Here is a 14,289-nt window from a genome sequence, read left to right on the forward strand (position 1 = left end):
GGTCGCTACCGGTGGGTGTAAGGTTGCCGCGAAATGATAAATAACAAAAAAAGTGATTCGCTTATGGATGCTCAGTTCTGGAATGGCAAGCGTGCTCCGGGCGTTCAGGATGCCATAAACCCTGATGAGTACTCTTCAATACTTGAGGTGTTTGAAGAGTCGGTAAAGAAAAACTCTGCCAAGCCAGCGTTTACTGGTATTGGCCATACTCTGACTTATCGTGATATCGACGAGTTAAGTACTCAGTTTGCAAGTTATTTGCAGAACTACACTGATCTCAAACCCGGAGATCGAATTGCTATTCAGATGCCAAACCTGCTGCAATTTCCTATTGCGGTTTATGGTGCGTTAAAAGCCGGCCTTGTTATCGTGAATACCAATCCGCTCTACACAGCCCGGGAAATGCATCACCAGTTCAATGATTCCGGTGCAAGGGCTCTGGTATTCATGGATGTGTTTGGGCACATGGTGGAAGAGATCATTGCTGATACGCCGGTTGAACACCTTATCGTTACCAGTATTGCGGATTGTCTGCCTGCGCCAAAACGGCCGCTGATTAATTTCGCAGCCAAGCATGTGAAGAAAATGGTTCAGCCATTCAATCTTCCTGTTGCTGTAAGGTTCCGCAAGGCGTTGGGTTTGGGTGGCAAGAAAACTTATGCTCGTCCAGCTTCTGCGCAACCCGGTGATATTGCAGTGTTGCAGTACACGGGTGGTACGACCGGTGTGGCTAAAGGTGCGATGCTGACCCATCGTAATATTATTGCCAATATGCAGCAGTCAAAGGCCCATCTGTCTCAGTTGGATCATGATGGCAATCGTATTAATCAGCCAGGTGAAGAGATCATTGTCGCGCCACTGCCTCTTTATCATATCTATGCCTTTACTGTGCATTTGATGGCGATGGTGGAGGAAGGTAATCACAGTATCTTGATTGCCAACCCTCGTGACACCGGCATGTTTATCAAGATGATTAAGCCGTGGCAGTTCACAGCCTTTATCGGTTTGAACACTCTGTTTGTCAGCCTTATGAACCATCCGGAATTTAAGAAGCTGGACTTCAGTAAGCTGAAGCTCACTCTTTCTGGTGGTACAGCTTTGCAGGGAGACACGGGTGATCGCTGGAAAGAAGCAACCGGGACTGTGGTTTCTGAAGCTTATGGTCTGACGGAATGTTCTCCTGCTGTAACCATTAACCCGGTTCTCGATCTGGCTCAGCCTGGTACGGTTGGCCTGCCTGTTCCCAGCACGGCGCTGAAAACCGTTGATGCTGACGGCAATGAAACACCTGTTGGTGAGCGCGGTGAACTGTGCGTGAAAGGCCCTCAGGTGATGAAGGGTTACTGGAAACGTCCGGATGCCACGGCTGAAATCTTCGATGAAGATGGCTGGCTGAAAACGGGTGATGTGGCCGTTATTGCTGAAGATGGTTTCGTGAAGATTGTAGATCGGATCAAGGATATGGTTCTTGTTTCTGGCTTCAACGTTTATCCAAACGAAATTGAAGATATTGTTGTTGCACATCAGGGCGTTGAGAACTGTGCAGTTATCGGCATTCCTGATGACAAGACCGGTGAAGCTGTAAAGCTCTTCGTTATACCTTCTGACAAGTCTCTTACCGAAGCAGCGGTGAAAGAGTACTGTAAGATGAATCTGACTGCGTACAAGGTACCCAAGCAGATTGAGTTCCGCGATGAGCTGCCCATGACTCCTGTTGGCAAGATTCTGCGTAAAGATCTCCGCGCAGAAGAATTGGCTAAGCAGGCTGGCTGATAGTTATCAGTGGGTGCCGGCTGAAGCTGGCACCCACTGGTCGATAGCCCAAATACCTTCCCTCTTTGGCTCCCTAGCCAATACAAGTTGTTCCCCCCTTTTTCACAATGCTTGCGTCTTATTTGGCCCTTTGTTCTGGGCTGTCCATTTTTGAGGAGATGCAGGCATGCCTGAGTACAAAGCGCCCCTGAGGGATATGAAGTTCCTGATGGATGATGTTCTGAATATGGAATCCCATTATCAGACTCTTCCTTCGGCTGATGAAATGAGCCCGGATTTGATTGAGGCGATCCTTAATGAGGGTGCTAAATTTTCCGAGAATGTACTTTCGCCACTGAATCAATCTGGCGATGAGGAAGGCTGTCACTGGGAAAATACTGAAGTTCGCACTCCCAAAGGTTTTAAAGAAGCCTACCAGCAGTATGTTGATGGCGGTTGGCAGTCGCTGGCTCACCCTCCTGAGTATGGTGGTCAGGGTTTGCCGCTGTCTTTGGGAATGATGGTTTCTGAGATGGTAGGTACCGCCAACTGGTCCTGGGGTATGTACCCAGGCTTGACCCTTGGTGCGATGAATACTGTGTACCTCCATGGTTCAGAGGAGCAGAAGCAGGCTTACCTCACCAAAATGACCACTGGTGAGTGGGCTGGCACCATGTGTCTGACCGAGCCTCAGTGTGGAACTGACCTTGGGCAGGTGAAAACCAAGGCCGAGCCTCAGGAAGATGGTTCCTATCTGGTTACCGGAACCAAAATCTTTATTTCTGCTGGTGAGCATGACCTGACAGATAATATCGTTCATATTGTTCTTGCCCGATTGCCCGGTGCGCCTAAAGGAACCCGTGGTATTTCCCTGTTTATTGTTCCTAAATTTAATGTCACTGATGCTGGCGAAGTTGGCGAGCGTAACGGTGTTAGCTGTGGTTCTCTCGAAAAGAAGATGGGGATCAAGGCTTCTGCGACCTGTGTGATGAACTTTGACGCAGCCAAAGGTTTCCTGATCGGGCCCGAGAATAAAGGCCTGGAATGCATGTTCACCTTTATGAATACGGCTCGTATCGGAACGGCTATGCAGGGTCTTGCGGCTGCCGAGTTGTCTTATCAGGGTGCTTTGACCTATGCCAAAGAGCGTCTCTCCATGCGTTCCCTTTCCGGAACCAAATGTCCTGATAAAGTTGCTGACCCTCTGATTGTTCATCCTGATGTACGTCGGATGCTGCTGACCCAGAAAGCTTTCGCCGAAGGTGGTCGAGCGATGCTTTACGATGCGGCCAAGATTGCTGACCGTATGCTGGCAGCAGAAACTGATGATGAGCGTGACAGAATTGATGATGAGTTGGGAATGCTGACTCCTATTCTCAAGGGTTTCCTGACAGAGGCTGGTTTGGAAGCTGCTAATATCGGTGTTCAGGTGTTTGGTGGTCACGGCTATATTCGTGAGCATGGCATGGAGCAGATTGTTCGTGATACTCGTATCGCAACTTTGTATGAAGGGACAACCGGCATTCAGTCTCTGGATTTGTTGGGGCGTAAAGTTTTGCTCTCCAAGGGTAAGGCTCTAAATGCCTTGGCGAAGACTATTTATAAGGACTGCAAAGATATCCTTGTAAATAATCCTTCTACCCGAATGAAGCTTTTGCCTTTTACCGCAAAAATCATGGCCTTAACAGCCCAGTGGCAGTTTATGACTTATCGCATAGCTTTCCGCGCGGCTAAGAATCGTGATGCTGTGGGTGCGGCTTCCATGGATTACCTGATGTTTTCCGGTTACGTAATGATGGGCTTCTATTGGTTGAAGATGGTGGCAGCCGCTCACAAGAAGTTGGAAGAAGGCGTGTCTGATCCTGATTTTTATAAGGCCAAGATTCAGACTGCGGAGTTCTACTTCAACCGTATTCTGCCAAGAACTAAAACTCATGCGAAAGGGATGGCTGCCTGTCCGAAGAGTCTGACTTCTTTGCAGGAAGAGCATTTTGCCTTTTAAGTGATTTTTTGAAGGTAAATGAAAAGGTCGCCATGCGGCCTTTTTTCTTGTCCGCCTAAAACATCCATGGGCTAGTCTGTTTACATGGAATTGAATCGCAAGGATGCGGGGGATGATATGAAGCGATACCGTGGAGTCAGAAATAAGCTGATAGCAGTGTTTGTGGGGGTGATGGTCAGTAGTCAGGTGTACTCCGAGGGAATAACTAAACCAGTCATGGTGAAGGCAATCCTGCCTGGGTTTGGTGGTGTCAATAATGGACTACCAACTTATTTTGCAATAGAAACGGAACCATCGATTAAGCGTGAATGTCGAAAGGTCAGGCTCCTTTGGCGGGCTAGGCCTGATGCTCGGGTGGCAGTTGCAGATGAGTTGCCAATCTCGGTTAAATTAAATTCGGCTCAGTGTGTTCCCGTTCATAACGGAGAGTCATACTTGGATGGTACAGATATTATTCTTCGTGCTCGGGGCTCTATTCAGAAAAATGATTCGAACGCAGTAAGAATTGGTAAGCCTGTAAAGGCTAAAAAGAGATAGAAAAGTAGTGGGGGAGTAAACTCCCCTGTATTAGAGTTTAAAGCGCATGGTTATGCGCTTTTTTTGTGATCTATAACTTCTTCGTGGGCTGTAGGTTCAGGAAAGAATTGCTGTAGTTTTTCAGGCTCATCCTTCAATTCTTCTTTGGCTTCTTCGGGAGTTAAAGCCTCGACTTTGGTTTTATCAATTTTCATAAATTGAATGGAACAATAGAACCAGAACCAGTGCCCGCAATCCGTCAGGCACAAAACCTTCAGGTCGTGATTGATAGATGGAAGTAAAGGTACAGCAACATGGCTTACGTGCTGCTTGCTGATTGGGCGGGCGGATTGTCCGTAATAGCTGACACTGCCGATAACTTCGTGAACTTGCTCAAATGCATTACCTGCCATCTGGTCAGCCATATAATCTACATACTTATCAGCTATGTATAATGCGCCACCCAGAATGGCCAACAGTATAAGTTCCATGTTGTCCTCTTATATTTCTGTCTATCTTCGACTGTTTTCGCTTTAAATGACGGAAGCTTTAGCAGAGGCTCTAAATTTTTATTATGTAATGAGTCTTTTGTGTCCCGGCTTTTGGCGACTTCAGTATCGACTTCGTTATCTGTTATAGAGAGGGGCATGCATCCTGCTGCCCTGTTTGAAGTGTAAGCGCATTCCGCAAATGGGGAAGGGTTTTTACATAATCTAAAGGTTGTGGGAAGCTTCTTTTGACCAGGTTGTGGCCATACAGGCAATAGCGAGGAAACAGGCGGCAATAAGTAGATAGAATCCACCGTCCCAGCCCATACGGTCAACAATAAAGCCCATGGATATGTTGGCCATCATTGCGCCCCCCAGATAACCAAATAAGCCCGTTAATCCAGCAGCAGTACCAGCTGCCTTTTTCGGAACGAGATCCAAAGCCTGAACGCCAATCAGCATTACGGGGCCATAAATCAGAAAGCCAATGGCGATTAAAGCCATATTATCAATCAGAGGGTTGCCCGGAGGGTTAAGCCAGTAAACCAGAACAGACAGAAGGACCAAAACCATAAACAGGATGTTGGCGGGGGCTCTTCGCCCGGAAAATACCCTGTCACTCATCCAGCCACAGAACAGAGTTCCGGGTATTGCCGCAAATTCATAGGCAAACCAGGCCCAGCCGGATTGTTGAATCTGAAACCCTTTCACTTCACTGAGAAATGTCGGTGCCCAGTCCAGTACTCCATAACGAACCAGATATACAAATGCATTGGCAAAGGCAATGCACCACAGGGTTTTGTTGGGTAGAACATATTTAAACAGAATTTCCCTGGTGGAGAGTTCCTGCTCATGGCTCTGATCATATTGGGAAGGGAAATCATTTCTGTGGTGTTCAATAGAGGGGAGGCCACAGGACTGCGGCGTATCTCTGACCAGAAGGAAGGTGACTAGAGCCAAAGCAAGGGCGACAAAGCCGGGAAGATAAAAAGCACTCTGCCATGCGCCGGTTATAGTAATGCCCAGAATTGCCAGAGGTCCAATCAGGCCGCCACCAACATTATGGGCAACATTCCAGATGGCCATGCGTGAGCCGCGTTCGGAGGCGGAAAACCAGTGAACCATCACCCGACCACTGGCTGGCCAGCCCATCCCCTGAAACCATCCGTTAATAAATAACAGAGTGAACATGATGGGAATGCTGGATAGAGCCCAAGAGGAGGTGCCCATAAAAATCATTGTCAGGGCGGTAAGGGCTAAGCCAAGTGAGAGGAAACGCTGGGCATTGCTTCTGTCTGAAACAGTTCCCATCAGAAATTTGCTCAGCCCATAAGAGATCGCCACCCCGGACATGGCAAAGCCCAATTCGGTCTTGGTGTAACCCAATGCGATAAGGTCAGGCACGGCGAGGCTGAAATTTTTACGAACAAGGTAGTAACCGGCGTAACCTATAAAAATGCCGAGAAAAACCTTGAATCTTAACAGTCGGTAGGTGTGATCAACCTGATCTGCGGCCAGCTGCGGCCTTGCTGGTGCTGGCGATAGGAAACTGAAAAATCCATTTGCTGTATTTTGGTTGTTCTGGCTCATAAGCTCACGGCAGTCGTGTCCGGGGATTGAAAACTAGACACTGGTTCCAAATGGAGCCAGTGCCGCTGTGTAAACAACTGCAAGCGGGTTTATGGGTCTGTAATGTCGTGACTGTAGAGGTCTGATTTTTCTCGCTTTTCTTCCTTCCAGGTTAGTCCAACCAAAAGCGCAGCCAAAATGCAGGAGGCAATAAGAACGAGGAAACCGCCCTGCCAGTCGAAGTGATCAACAATGGCGCCTATGGCGATGTTGGCAAACATGGCGCCTCCTAGATAGCCAAATAGGCCTGTGAGACCCGTTGCTGTTCCGGCCGCTTTCTTAGGGGCCATATCAAGAGCCTGAACTCCAATAAGAACCACAGGGCCATAAATCAAGAAGCCAATGGCGATCAGGCAGGCGATATCTATTGCAGGATTACCTGCAGGGTTTTGCCAGTAAACAAATACCGCAACTCCGACAAGCAACATAAATAGAATGTTTACCGGTGCCCGGCGGCCATAAAAGATTTTATCGCTTAACCAGCCGGTAATTAAAATTCCCGGTATGCCTGCAAATTCATAAGCGAAGTAAGCCCAGCCTGTTTGGCTCATGGAGAAATTTTTTACTTCTTCAAGATAAGTTGGAGCCCAATCGAGCACCCCATAACGCACCAGATAAACAAAAATATTGGCAAAGGCGAGATACCACAGCAGTTTGTTGTTAAATACGTGTTCAAAGAAAATTTCTTTGGCTGAGAATTCCCGTTCGTGATCATCGGAATAGGATTTGTGGTAATCCCCTGTCCATTGTTCAATGCTGGGTAGCCCACAGGATTGTGGTGTGTCCCGAACCAGAAGCCAGGTAATAAAGGCGAAGACCAGCGCGAAATAACCGTGCAGATAAATCTTGCTGTGCCAGTCGTTAAAAAGAAACATGGCAAGAATTGCCAGTGGCCCAACTAAACCAGCCCCCACGTTGTGGGCGGTGTTCCAGATGGCCATCTTTACGCCCCGTTCCCGAATGGTAAACCAATGAGCCATAACCCGGACGCAGCTGGGGTAACCGATTCCCTGAAACCACCCACTGAGGCAGAGAAGAATAAACATGTTGGTGATACTGGCAGTCGCCAGAGGCACGGAGCCCATAAAAATAGTGATTAAGGCGCTGATGCTTAGACCAATAACTACAAACTTTCTGGCATCACTTCTATCGGACACATTGCCCATTAAAAACTTGCTAAGGCCATAAGCCAGAGAAACACCAGAAAGGGCAAAGCCCAGTTCGGTTTTTGTGTAACCAAGAGCAATAAGGTCTGGCATGGCCAGTGAGAAGTTTTTTCGAATCAGGTAATAGCCTGCGTAACCTACAAAGATGCCAATCATCATTTGTAGGCGCATGCGTTTATATGTGGGGTCAATATGATCTGCGGGCAGTTGCTTGGTATGGGCTGGAGGTCTGAGAAAATCCCGCAGAAATGCCATATCTGCCTCTTTTTAGTGCTTAAATTTGGTGCGAATAGTCCAGACCATGATTGGGGATGTGGCAAGTTTGAATGTAAAGGGGAAGGTGACCGCCCATTAATGGGCGGTTGGGCTGGAAATTAACAGGACGGGTCGGGGATGCGCTTATGTATGGATTCGATTTCTTCGAGCACCTGATCAGAGAGGCTGAGTCCAATGGAATCAATATCTGCCGTTAGCTGCTCCAGAGTTGTTGCGCCAATAATATTGCTAGTCATAAAACTTCGGGTATTTACGTAGGCTAAAGCCATTTGGGCGGGATCAAGATCATGATCACGAGCCAGTTCAACATACTCTTTGATTGCCGCTTCACACTGTGGCGTGTTGTAACGCTGGAAACGGGTAAACAGCGCCAGGCGAGATCCTTCAGGTAAAGCGCCATTCAGGTATTTTCCACTCAGGGTGCCCATGGCCAGAGGAGAGTAAGCAAGCAGGCCGATATCTTCCCGATGGGCTATCTCCGCAAGGCCCACTTCAAAAGTTCTGTTCAGCAGGTTATAGGGATTCTGGATGGAAACGGCTCTTGGCCAGCCTCTCTCCTCTGCCAGCCTCAGAAACTCCATAGTTCCCCATGGGGTTTCATTGGAAAGTCCTATATGACGAATCTTTCCAGCCTTAATAAGATCATCAAGAATTTCGAGAGTTTCTTCTATAGAGGTGGCCTGTTCCTGGTCTTGATAAACAAAGCCGCGCCGACCAAAGTTGTTGGTGTTGCGGTCTGGCCAGTGAAGCTGGTAAAGGTCGATGTAATCCGTTTGCAAGCGCTTAAGGCTGCCATCCAGAGCGCTTTCTATATGTTTGCGATTGAATCTTCGGCCCCCATCCATGTACGCATAGCCAGTGCCGGATACTTTTGACGCAATCACCAGATCGTCACGCTGGCCGCGTTTTTTCAGCCAGTTGCCTATGATTGTTTCTGTCTGGGTGTAAGTTTCGGCTTTTGGAGGAACAGGGTAGAGCTCAGCCGTGTCGAGAAAGTTGATTCCCCGCTCCGTGGCGTAGTCGAGCTGGGCAAAAGCTTCCTGTTCGGTGTTCTGCTCACCCCAGGTCATAGTACCCAGGCAGATAAGGCTGACACGGGTGTCGGTACGGCCAAGATTGCGGTATTGCATTATTTTTTGTTCCGTCTGGCAGTGGGTGTTGCCTTATTATGAACATTAACTGTGACAGGGCACAGTCTGATTGCGGAGATTCCACTGCTTTCTAGGCTGGGCAGGGGTTCCCATATTGATTTGACCCGTTATAATACCCCGCTTTCGTTTCCCGCGAATTGAGTGCCCAATGTTTGCACGCCGAATCCGATAGGCTGTCTCCTTATAGCCGAGGTAACGGGTCGACAGGGTAGGCGAATCAAGAATCATTGAGGCGATAGGAATTAAATGAAAACCTTTAGCGCTAAAGCAGAAACCGCACGGCGTGACTGGTACGTCGTAGATGCGGAAGGCAAAACTCTGGGTCGTCTGGCCACTGAGATTGCAACCCGTCTGCGCGGCAAGCACAAGCCTGAATACACTCCTCACGTTGACACCGGCGACTACATCGTTGTTGTAAACGCGGAGAAAGTACGTGTGACCGGTAACAAGTCTTCTGACAAGATGTACTACCGTCACTCTGAGTTCCCTGGTGGTCTGAAGTCCATGAGCTTCGACAAGTTGATTGCCCACAAGCCTGAGCGTGTACTCGAACTGGCTGTTAAAGGCATGATGCCTCGTAATCCTCTGGGTCGCGCGATGCAACGTAAGCTGAAAGTTTACGCTGGTACTGAACATCCGCACGCTGCTCAGCAGCCTCAGAAACTGGATATCTAACGGGGGATACTATGTCTGTTACTCAGAACTACGGCACTGGCCGCCGCAAGAACTCTACCGCTCGCGTATTCCTGCGTGCCGGTACTGGCAACATCAGCATCAACGGTCGTTCCCTGAACGAATACTTTGGTCGTGAAACTTCTCGCATGGTTGTTATGCAGCCGCTCGAGCTGGTTGAGATGACTGAAAAGTTTGATCTGAAAATCACCGTAAAAGGCGGTGGTGCTTCTGGTCAAGCTGGCGCTATCCGTCACGGTATCACTCGTGCACTGATGGATTACGACGAGACCCTGCGTGGTGCTCTGCGTAAGGCTGGCTACGTAACTCGTGACGCTCGTATGGTTGAACGTAAGAAAGTGGGTCTGCACAAGGCGCGTAAGCGTCCTCAGTACTCCAAGCGTTAATACCTGCTTGCACATACCTTCGGGTGTGGCGATCGAAAAATGCCCAACCACTGGTTGGGCATTTTTTTATGTCTGGAAAAAGAAAAACCATAAAAAATGCACGGTTATGGAAATTTTGATGAGCTTTCTCCATTAACATTTCGGCATAAACCCTATATTATCTCGGTCTGCGCGTAGGGCGATAGGGTGAAGCCTGTTGCTTGTTTATAAAAACGAAATCAACTGCCATGCCCTTCGTCAAAAATCGGCAGGCATGCCGTACAAGCAATAACCCTGATGGGGAGAAAGCCGAATGAGTCAAGACGGCGTAAATGTGGGTCGGCGCCGCTTCCTTATAGGAGCTACATCGGTCGTCGGCGCGGCGGGAGCCGTGGGGGTCGCGACACCGTTTGTTAAGTCCTGGAATCCAAGTGCGAAAGCAAAAGCTGCCGGTGCACCAGTAGAACTTAACATCGCCAAGTTAGAAGAAGGCCAGCAGATAGTTGCAGAATGGCGGGGTAAGCCCGTTTTCGTTGTGCGGCGAACAAAAGATATGCTGGAAAATATTCGTAAGGACGACAAAAAAGTTGCCGACCCTGCGTCTAATAGTTCCGAGCAGCCGGAATATGCCAAGAATGAATATCGTTCCAGAAAACCAGAAATTCTGGTTCTGATCGGTATCTGCACGCACCTTGGGTGTTCTCCAAAGTATCTCCCGGAAGTCGTTCCTATGGACTTCGATCCGACGTGGAGAGGTGGGTATCACTGCCCCTGTCATGGTTCTAAATTTGACCTTGCCGGGCGCGTCTATAAAGGGGTTCCTGCGCCAACCAATCTGGTGGTTCCTCCTTACTCCTACAAGAGCGATGACGTGATGGTGATCGGTGTTGATGAGGAGAATGCCTGATGGGACCAAAACTGCTTGCATGGATTGATGAGCGTTTTCCGCTCACGTCTACCTGGGAGGCGCATCTCTCAAAGTATTACGCGCCGAAAAATTTCAACTTCTGGTACTTCTTTGGTTCGCTGGCTCTGCTGGTTCTTGTAAACCAGATTCTTACTGGTATCTGGCTCACTATGAGTTACGTGCCAAGTGCTGAAGCGGCCTTTGCTTCTGTTGAATACATCATGCGTGATGTGGAATACGGTTGGTTGTTGCGTTACATGCACTCCACCGGCGCTTCCGCATTCTTCGTTGTTGTCTATCTGCACATGTTCAGAGCGCTGCTCTACGGTTCTTATCAGAAACCCCGTGAGCTGATCTGGATCTTTGGTATGGCTATTTACCTAGCTCTGATGGCGGAAGGCTTTATGGGCTATCTGCTGCCTTGGGGGCAAATGTCTTACTGGGGGGCGCAGGTAATTATCTCACTATTTGGTGCTATTCCTGTGATTGGTGCCGACCTGCAGCAGTGGGTACGTGGTGATTTCCTGATTTCCGGAATTACTCTGAACCGTTTCTTTGCCCTGCATGTTATTGCTTTGCCAATTGTTATTCTTGGTCTGGTGGTTATGCATCTGGTGGCTCTGCATGAGGTGGGTTCCAACAACCCTGACGGTGTAGAGATTAAGAAACACAAAGACGAAAACGGCAAGCCGCTGGATGGTATTGGTTTCCACCCTTACTACACAGTGAAAGATATTGTTGGCGTTATCGTGTTCCTGTTCGTGTTCTGTGCGGTGATCTTCTTCTTCCCTGAGATGAATGGTTACTTCCTTGAGCACGCTAACTTCGAACCGGCTAACGGACTGAAGACGCCTGAGCATATTGCACCTGTATGGTACTTCGGGGCGTTCTACTCCATTCTGCGGGCCATTACCTTCAGTATCGGGCCGGTTGATGCCAAGCTGCTGGGTGTAATCTTTATGGGGGCAGCCATTGCAATCTTGTTTGTGCTTCCATGGCTGGATCGCAGTCCTGTGAAGTCCTGGAGATACAAAGGGCCGATCTTCCGCACCCTGATTATCTTGTTTGCTATCGACTTTATTCTGTTGATCTGGTTGGGAACCAAGCCTGCTACAGAAACCTATACCCTGATGGCTCAGCTTGGCACGGTGTTCTATTTCGGCTTCTTCCTGTTGATGCCGTTCTACTCTGCCATGGAAAAAACGAAGCCAGTACCTGAGAGGGTGACCGGATAATGAAAAGAATAAATATTTTCAGCAAAGTTATTGCTGCTCTTGTTCTTGTTCTGCCGATGGGGGCGTTTGCTGCAGGTTCTGGTTATCCGTTGGATAAGATGGATGTCAATGTGGCTGATAAGTCATCCCTGCAGCGCGGTGCAAAGCTGTACATGAACTACTGCTATGCCTGTCATGCAACTAGTTTTCAGCGCTATGAGCGTGTAGCTGATGATCTGGGTATTCCTCATGATCTGATGATGGAGAACCTGATGCCTGCCGGTGGCAAGATTGGCGACCTGATGAAGAATGGGATGGAGCCAAAGGAGTCTAAGGCCTGGTTTGGTGCTACTCCTCCGGATCTGACTCTGGTTTCAAGGGTTCGGGGTACCGATTGGTTGTATACATACCTTCGGACTTTCTACCTTGATCCCAAGCGCCCTTGGGGTGTAAACAACAAAGTCTTCCCGGATGTGGGTATGCCTCACGTATTGCTGGAACTTCAGGGTGCGCAGGTGGATACCTGTGGTGGTGAAGTTGCACAGCGTGACACTCTGACCGGTGAAAAGCTCTGTGGTCTGGAACCTGATCCTTCAATTAAAGGGAGTATGACTCCTGAAGAGTATGATCAGGCTATGTATGATTTGGTGAACTTTCTGGCATACAGTGCTGAGCCAATGCAGCTGGAACGTCAGCGTATCGGCTGGTATGTGCTGTTATTCCTGATTATTTTCCTTATTCCTGCCTATTTGCTGAAGCGGGAATATTGGAAGGACGTTCACTAACTCCTATAATCTGGTAGAATTTCAGATTGGCGCGTAATCACAGGTTGATTGCGCGCGTTTTTGTTTCACGATATTACCTTCAGGTGGGGCTAAATAGATGGGCGTAGTCGCCAAGCGATCCTCAATGACTTTCTACTCCGATCCGGCGGACCATTACTGCCATCGGGTTCGTATTGTTCTGGCGGAGAAGGGGGTGGCTGTCGATATTCAGGACGTTGACACCGACGCCCTGCCTCAGGAACTGGCGGATATTAATCCATATAACACTGTTCCGACTCTGGTTGACCGTGATCTGGTTCTGTATGAGTCCGGTGTGATGATGGAGTATCTGGATGAGCGTTTTCCACATCCTCCACTGCTGCCTGTATACCCGGTTACCCGTGCGCAAAGCCGTCTGATGATGCATCGCATCCAGAAAGACTGGTGCAACCTGGCAGATATTATTCTGAATCCTGCCAGCAAAGACGCTGCTGTAACCAAAGCACGTAAAGAGCTGCGTGAAGGTTTAACCGGCATTTCTCCAATCTTTGCTGAAAAGCCTTTCTTCCTGAGCGATGAATTCACTCTGGTTGATTGCTGTGTTGCTCCTGTGCTCTGGCGTCTTCCTGTTCTTGGTGTTGAACTGCCTAAGCAGGCGAAAGACCTTCAGGCTTACGCTGATCGTTTGTTTGAGCGTGAGTCTTTCCTGGAAAGCCTCTCTGAGGTAGAAAAGGAAATGCGAGTCTAAGTGACTTTCTTGTTTTACACTGAAGGGAGTGTACTTGCGACACTCCCTTTTTTATTGGTTTCGGAGTTGCTCCATGAGTATGACAAGCAGTCGCCCCTACATCATTCGGGCACTGTACGACTGGATTGTTGATAACGAGTGTACGCCCTATCTACTGGTGGATGCGCTGTGGCCAGGTGTATTTGTTCCACCGGGCTTTGCTGAAGATGACCAGATTGTTCTCAATGTCTCTCCTATGGCTGTGCGTGAATTGGGTCTTGAGAATGATGCGGTTTCCTTCTCTGCGCGCTTTAACGGTAAATCCTGTGATGTTTATGTACCTGTTGCAGGTGTTATGGCCATTTATGCTCGAGAAAATGGCCAGGGTATGGTTTTTGAAATGGAGCCTCGCCCGGAAGAGAGTGCAGTGGTGGAAGAGGTGAAACCATCAGTATCAGAAGCGCCATCTCCAGAGTCTCTCAGACCTGTTGCCTCAGCTTCCAAGAGTGATAGTGAGAGTTCTTCGGATGATAAAGAGAAAGGTAAAGGGAAAGGTCGCCCATCTCTGAAGGTTGTGAAGTGAGCTTGTTTGGGTGAGTTCTTTCACGACAAAAAAAGTCCGCATTTGCGGACTTTTTT

Annotated in this window: 14 protein-coding genes; 10 read left to right on the forward strand and 4 right to left on the reverse strand. The window is 48.6% G+C overall.

All coding sequences use genetic code 11. The annotated features are described in order from the left end of the window. Positions 1-63 precede the first annotated feature (63 nt). From ACY2RR_RS08370 to ACY2RR_RS08380, 3 genes are all read left to right on the forward strand, one after another. A complete protein-coding gene (locus ACY2RR_RS08370) occupies positions 64-1,773 on the forward strand; it encodes an AMP-binding protein (RefSeq protein WP_490107886.1) in 1,710 nt (569 codons plus the stop codon). A 166-nt stretch (positions 1,774-1,939) separates the two neighbouring features. Further along, positions 1,940-3,754, forward strand: coding sequence for an acyl-CoA dehydrogenase C-terminal domain-containing protein (locus tag ACY2RR_RS08375; RefSeq protein WP_490107688.1), 1,815 nt, complete (start codon positions 1,940-1,942; stop codon positions 3,752-3,754). A 117-nt stretch (positions 3,755-3,871) separates the two neighbouring features. Then, entirely contained in the window at positions 3,872-4,291 is a 420-nt protein-coding gene (locus ACY2RR_RS08380) for a hypothetical protein (RefSeq protein WP_490107689.1), read from the forward strand. A 50-nt stretch (positions 4,292-4,341) separates the two neighbouring features. Here ACY2RR_RS08380 and ACY2RR_RS08385 read toward each other — a convergent pair whose 3' ends face one another. The 4 genes from ACY2RR_RS08385 to ACY2RR_RS08400 form a co-directional block, all read right to left on the reverse strand. Further along, a complete protein-coding gene (locus ACY2RR_RS08385; protein ID WP_490107690.1) occupies positions 4,342-4,761 on the reverse strand; it encodes a hypothetical protein in 420 nt (139 codons plus the stop codon). Between the two features lie 222 nt (positions 4,762-4,983). Next, entirely contained in the window at positions 4,984-6,348 is a 1,365-nt protein-coding gene (gene glpT / locus ACY2RR_RS08390; RefSeq protein WP_490107691.1) for a glycerol-3-phosphate transporter, read from the reverse strand. Positions 6,349-6,437: 89 nt separating this feature from the next. Beyond that, positions 6,438-7,808 carry a glycerol-3-phosphate transporter gene (gene glpT, locus ACY2RR_RS08395; RefSeq protein WP_490107692.1) on the reverse strand — a complete coding sequence of 457 codons (1,371 nt, stop codon included), beginning with the start codon at positions 7,806-7,808 and terminating at the stop codon, positions 6,438-6,440. A 119-nt stretch (positions 7,809-7,927) separates the two neighbouring features. Next, entirely contained in the window at positions 7,928-8,959 is a 1,032-nt protein-coding gene (locus ACY2RR_RS08400) for an NADP(H)-dependent aldo-keto reductase (RefSeq protein WP_490107693.1), read from the reverse strand. Positions 8,960-9,226: 267 nt separating this feature from the next. On the opposite strand from ACY2RR_RS08400, the gene rplM reads away from it, so the two are divergent. The 7 genes from rplM (at position 9,227) to ACY2RR_RS08435 (ending at position 14,233) form a co-directional block, all read left to right on the forward strand. After that, the gene (gene rplM / locus ACY2RR_RS08405; RefSeq protein ID WP_490107694.1) at positions 9,227-9,655 is read left to right on the forward strand and encodes a 50S ribosomal protein L13; all 429 of its coding nucleotides are present in this window, start codon (positions 9,227-9,229) and stop codon (positions 9,653-9,655) included. A gap of 11 nt (positions 9,656-9,666) precedes the next feature. Continuing rightward, positions 9,667-10,059 carry a 30S ribosomal protein S9 gene (gene rpsI / locus ACY2RR_RS08410; protein ID WP_490107695.1) on the forward strand — a complete coding sequence of 131 codons (393 nt, stop codon included), beginning with the start codon at positions 9,667-9,669 and terminating at the stop codon, positions 10,057-10,059. A gap of 292 nt (positions 10,060-10,351) precedes the next feature. Next, the gene (gene petA / locus ACY2RR_RS08415) at positions 10,352-10,945 is read left to right on the forward strand and encodes a ubiquinol-cytochrome c reductase iron-sulfur subunit (protein WP_490107696.1); all 594 of its coding nucleotides are present in this window, start codon (positions 10,352-10,354) and stop codon (positions 10,943-10,945) included. Then, positions 10,945-12,180 carry a cytochrome b gene (locus ACY2RR_RS08420; protein ID WP_490107697.1) on the forward strand — a complete coding sequence of 412 codons (1,236 nt, stop codon included), beginning with the start codon at positions 10,945-10,947 and terminating at the stop codon, positions 12,178-12,180. The genes petA and ACY2RR_RS08420 overlap by 1 nt, the downstream gene beginning before the upstream one ends. Then, a complete protein-coding gene (locus ACY2RR_RS08425) occupies positions 12,180-12,944 on the forward strand; it encodes a cytochrome c1 (RefSeq protein ID WP_490107698.1) in 765 nt (254 codons plus the stop codon). The genes ACY2RR_RS08420 and ACY2RR_RS08425 overlap by 1 nt, the downstream gene beginning before the upstream one ends. Before the next feature lie 97 nt (positions 12,945-13,041). Further along, a complete protein-coding gene (locus tag ACY2RR_RS08430; protein ID WP_490107699.1) occupies positions 13,042-13,671 on the forward strand; it encodes a glutathione S-transferase N-terminal domain-containing protein in 630 nt (209 codons plus the stop codon). A 73-nt stretch (positions 13,672-13,744) separates the two neighbouring features. Next, positions 13,745-14,233 carry a ClpXP protease specificity-enhancing factor gene (locus ACY2RR_RS08435; RefSeq protein ID WP_490107700.1) on the forward strand — a complete coding sequence of 163 codons (489 nt, stop codon included), beginning with the start codon at positions 13,745-13,747 and terminating at the stop codon, positions 14,231-14,233. The last annotated feature ends 56 nt before the right edge of the window (positions 14,234-14,289 follow it).

This window comes from Parendozoicomonas sp. 2304DJ65-17 (genome assembly GCF_058148445.1).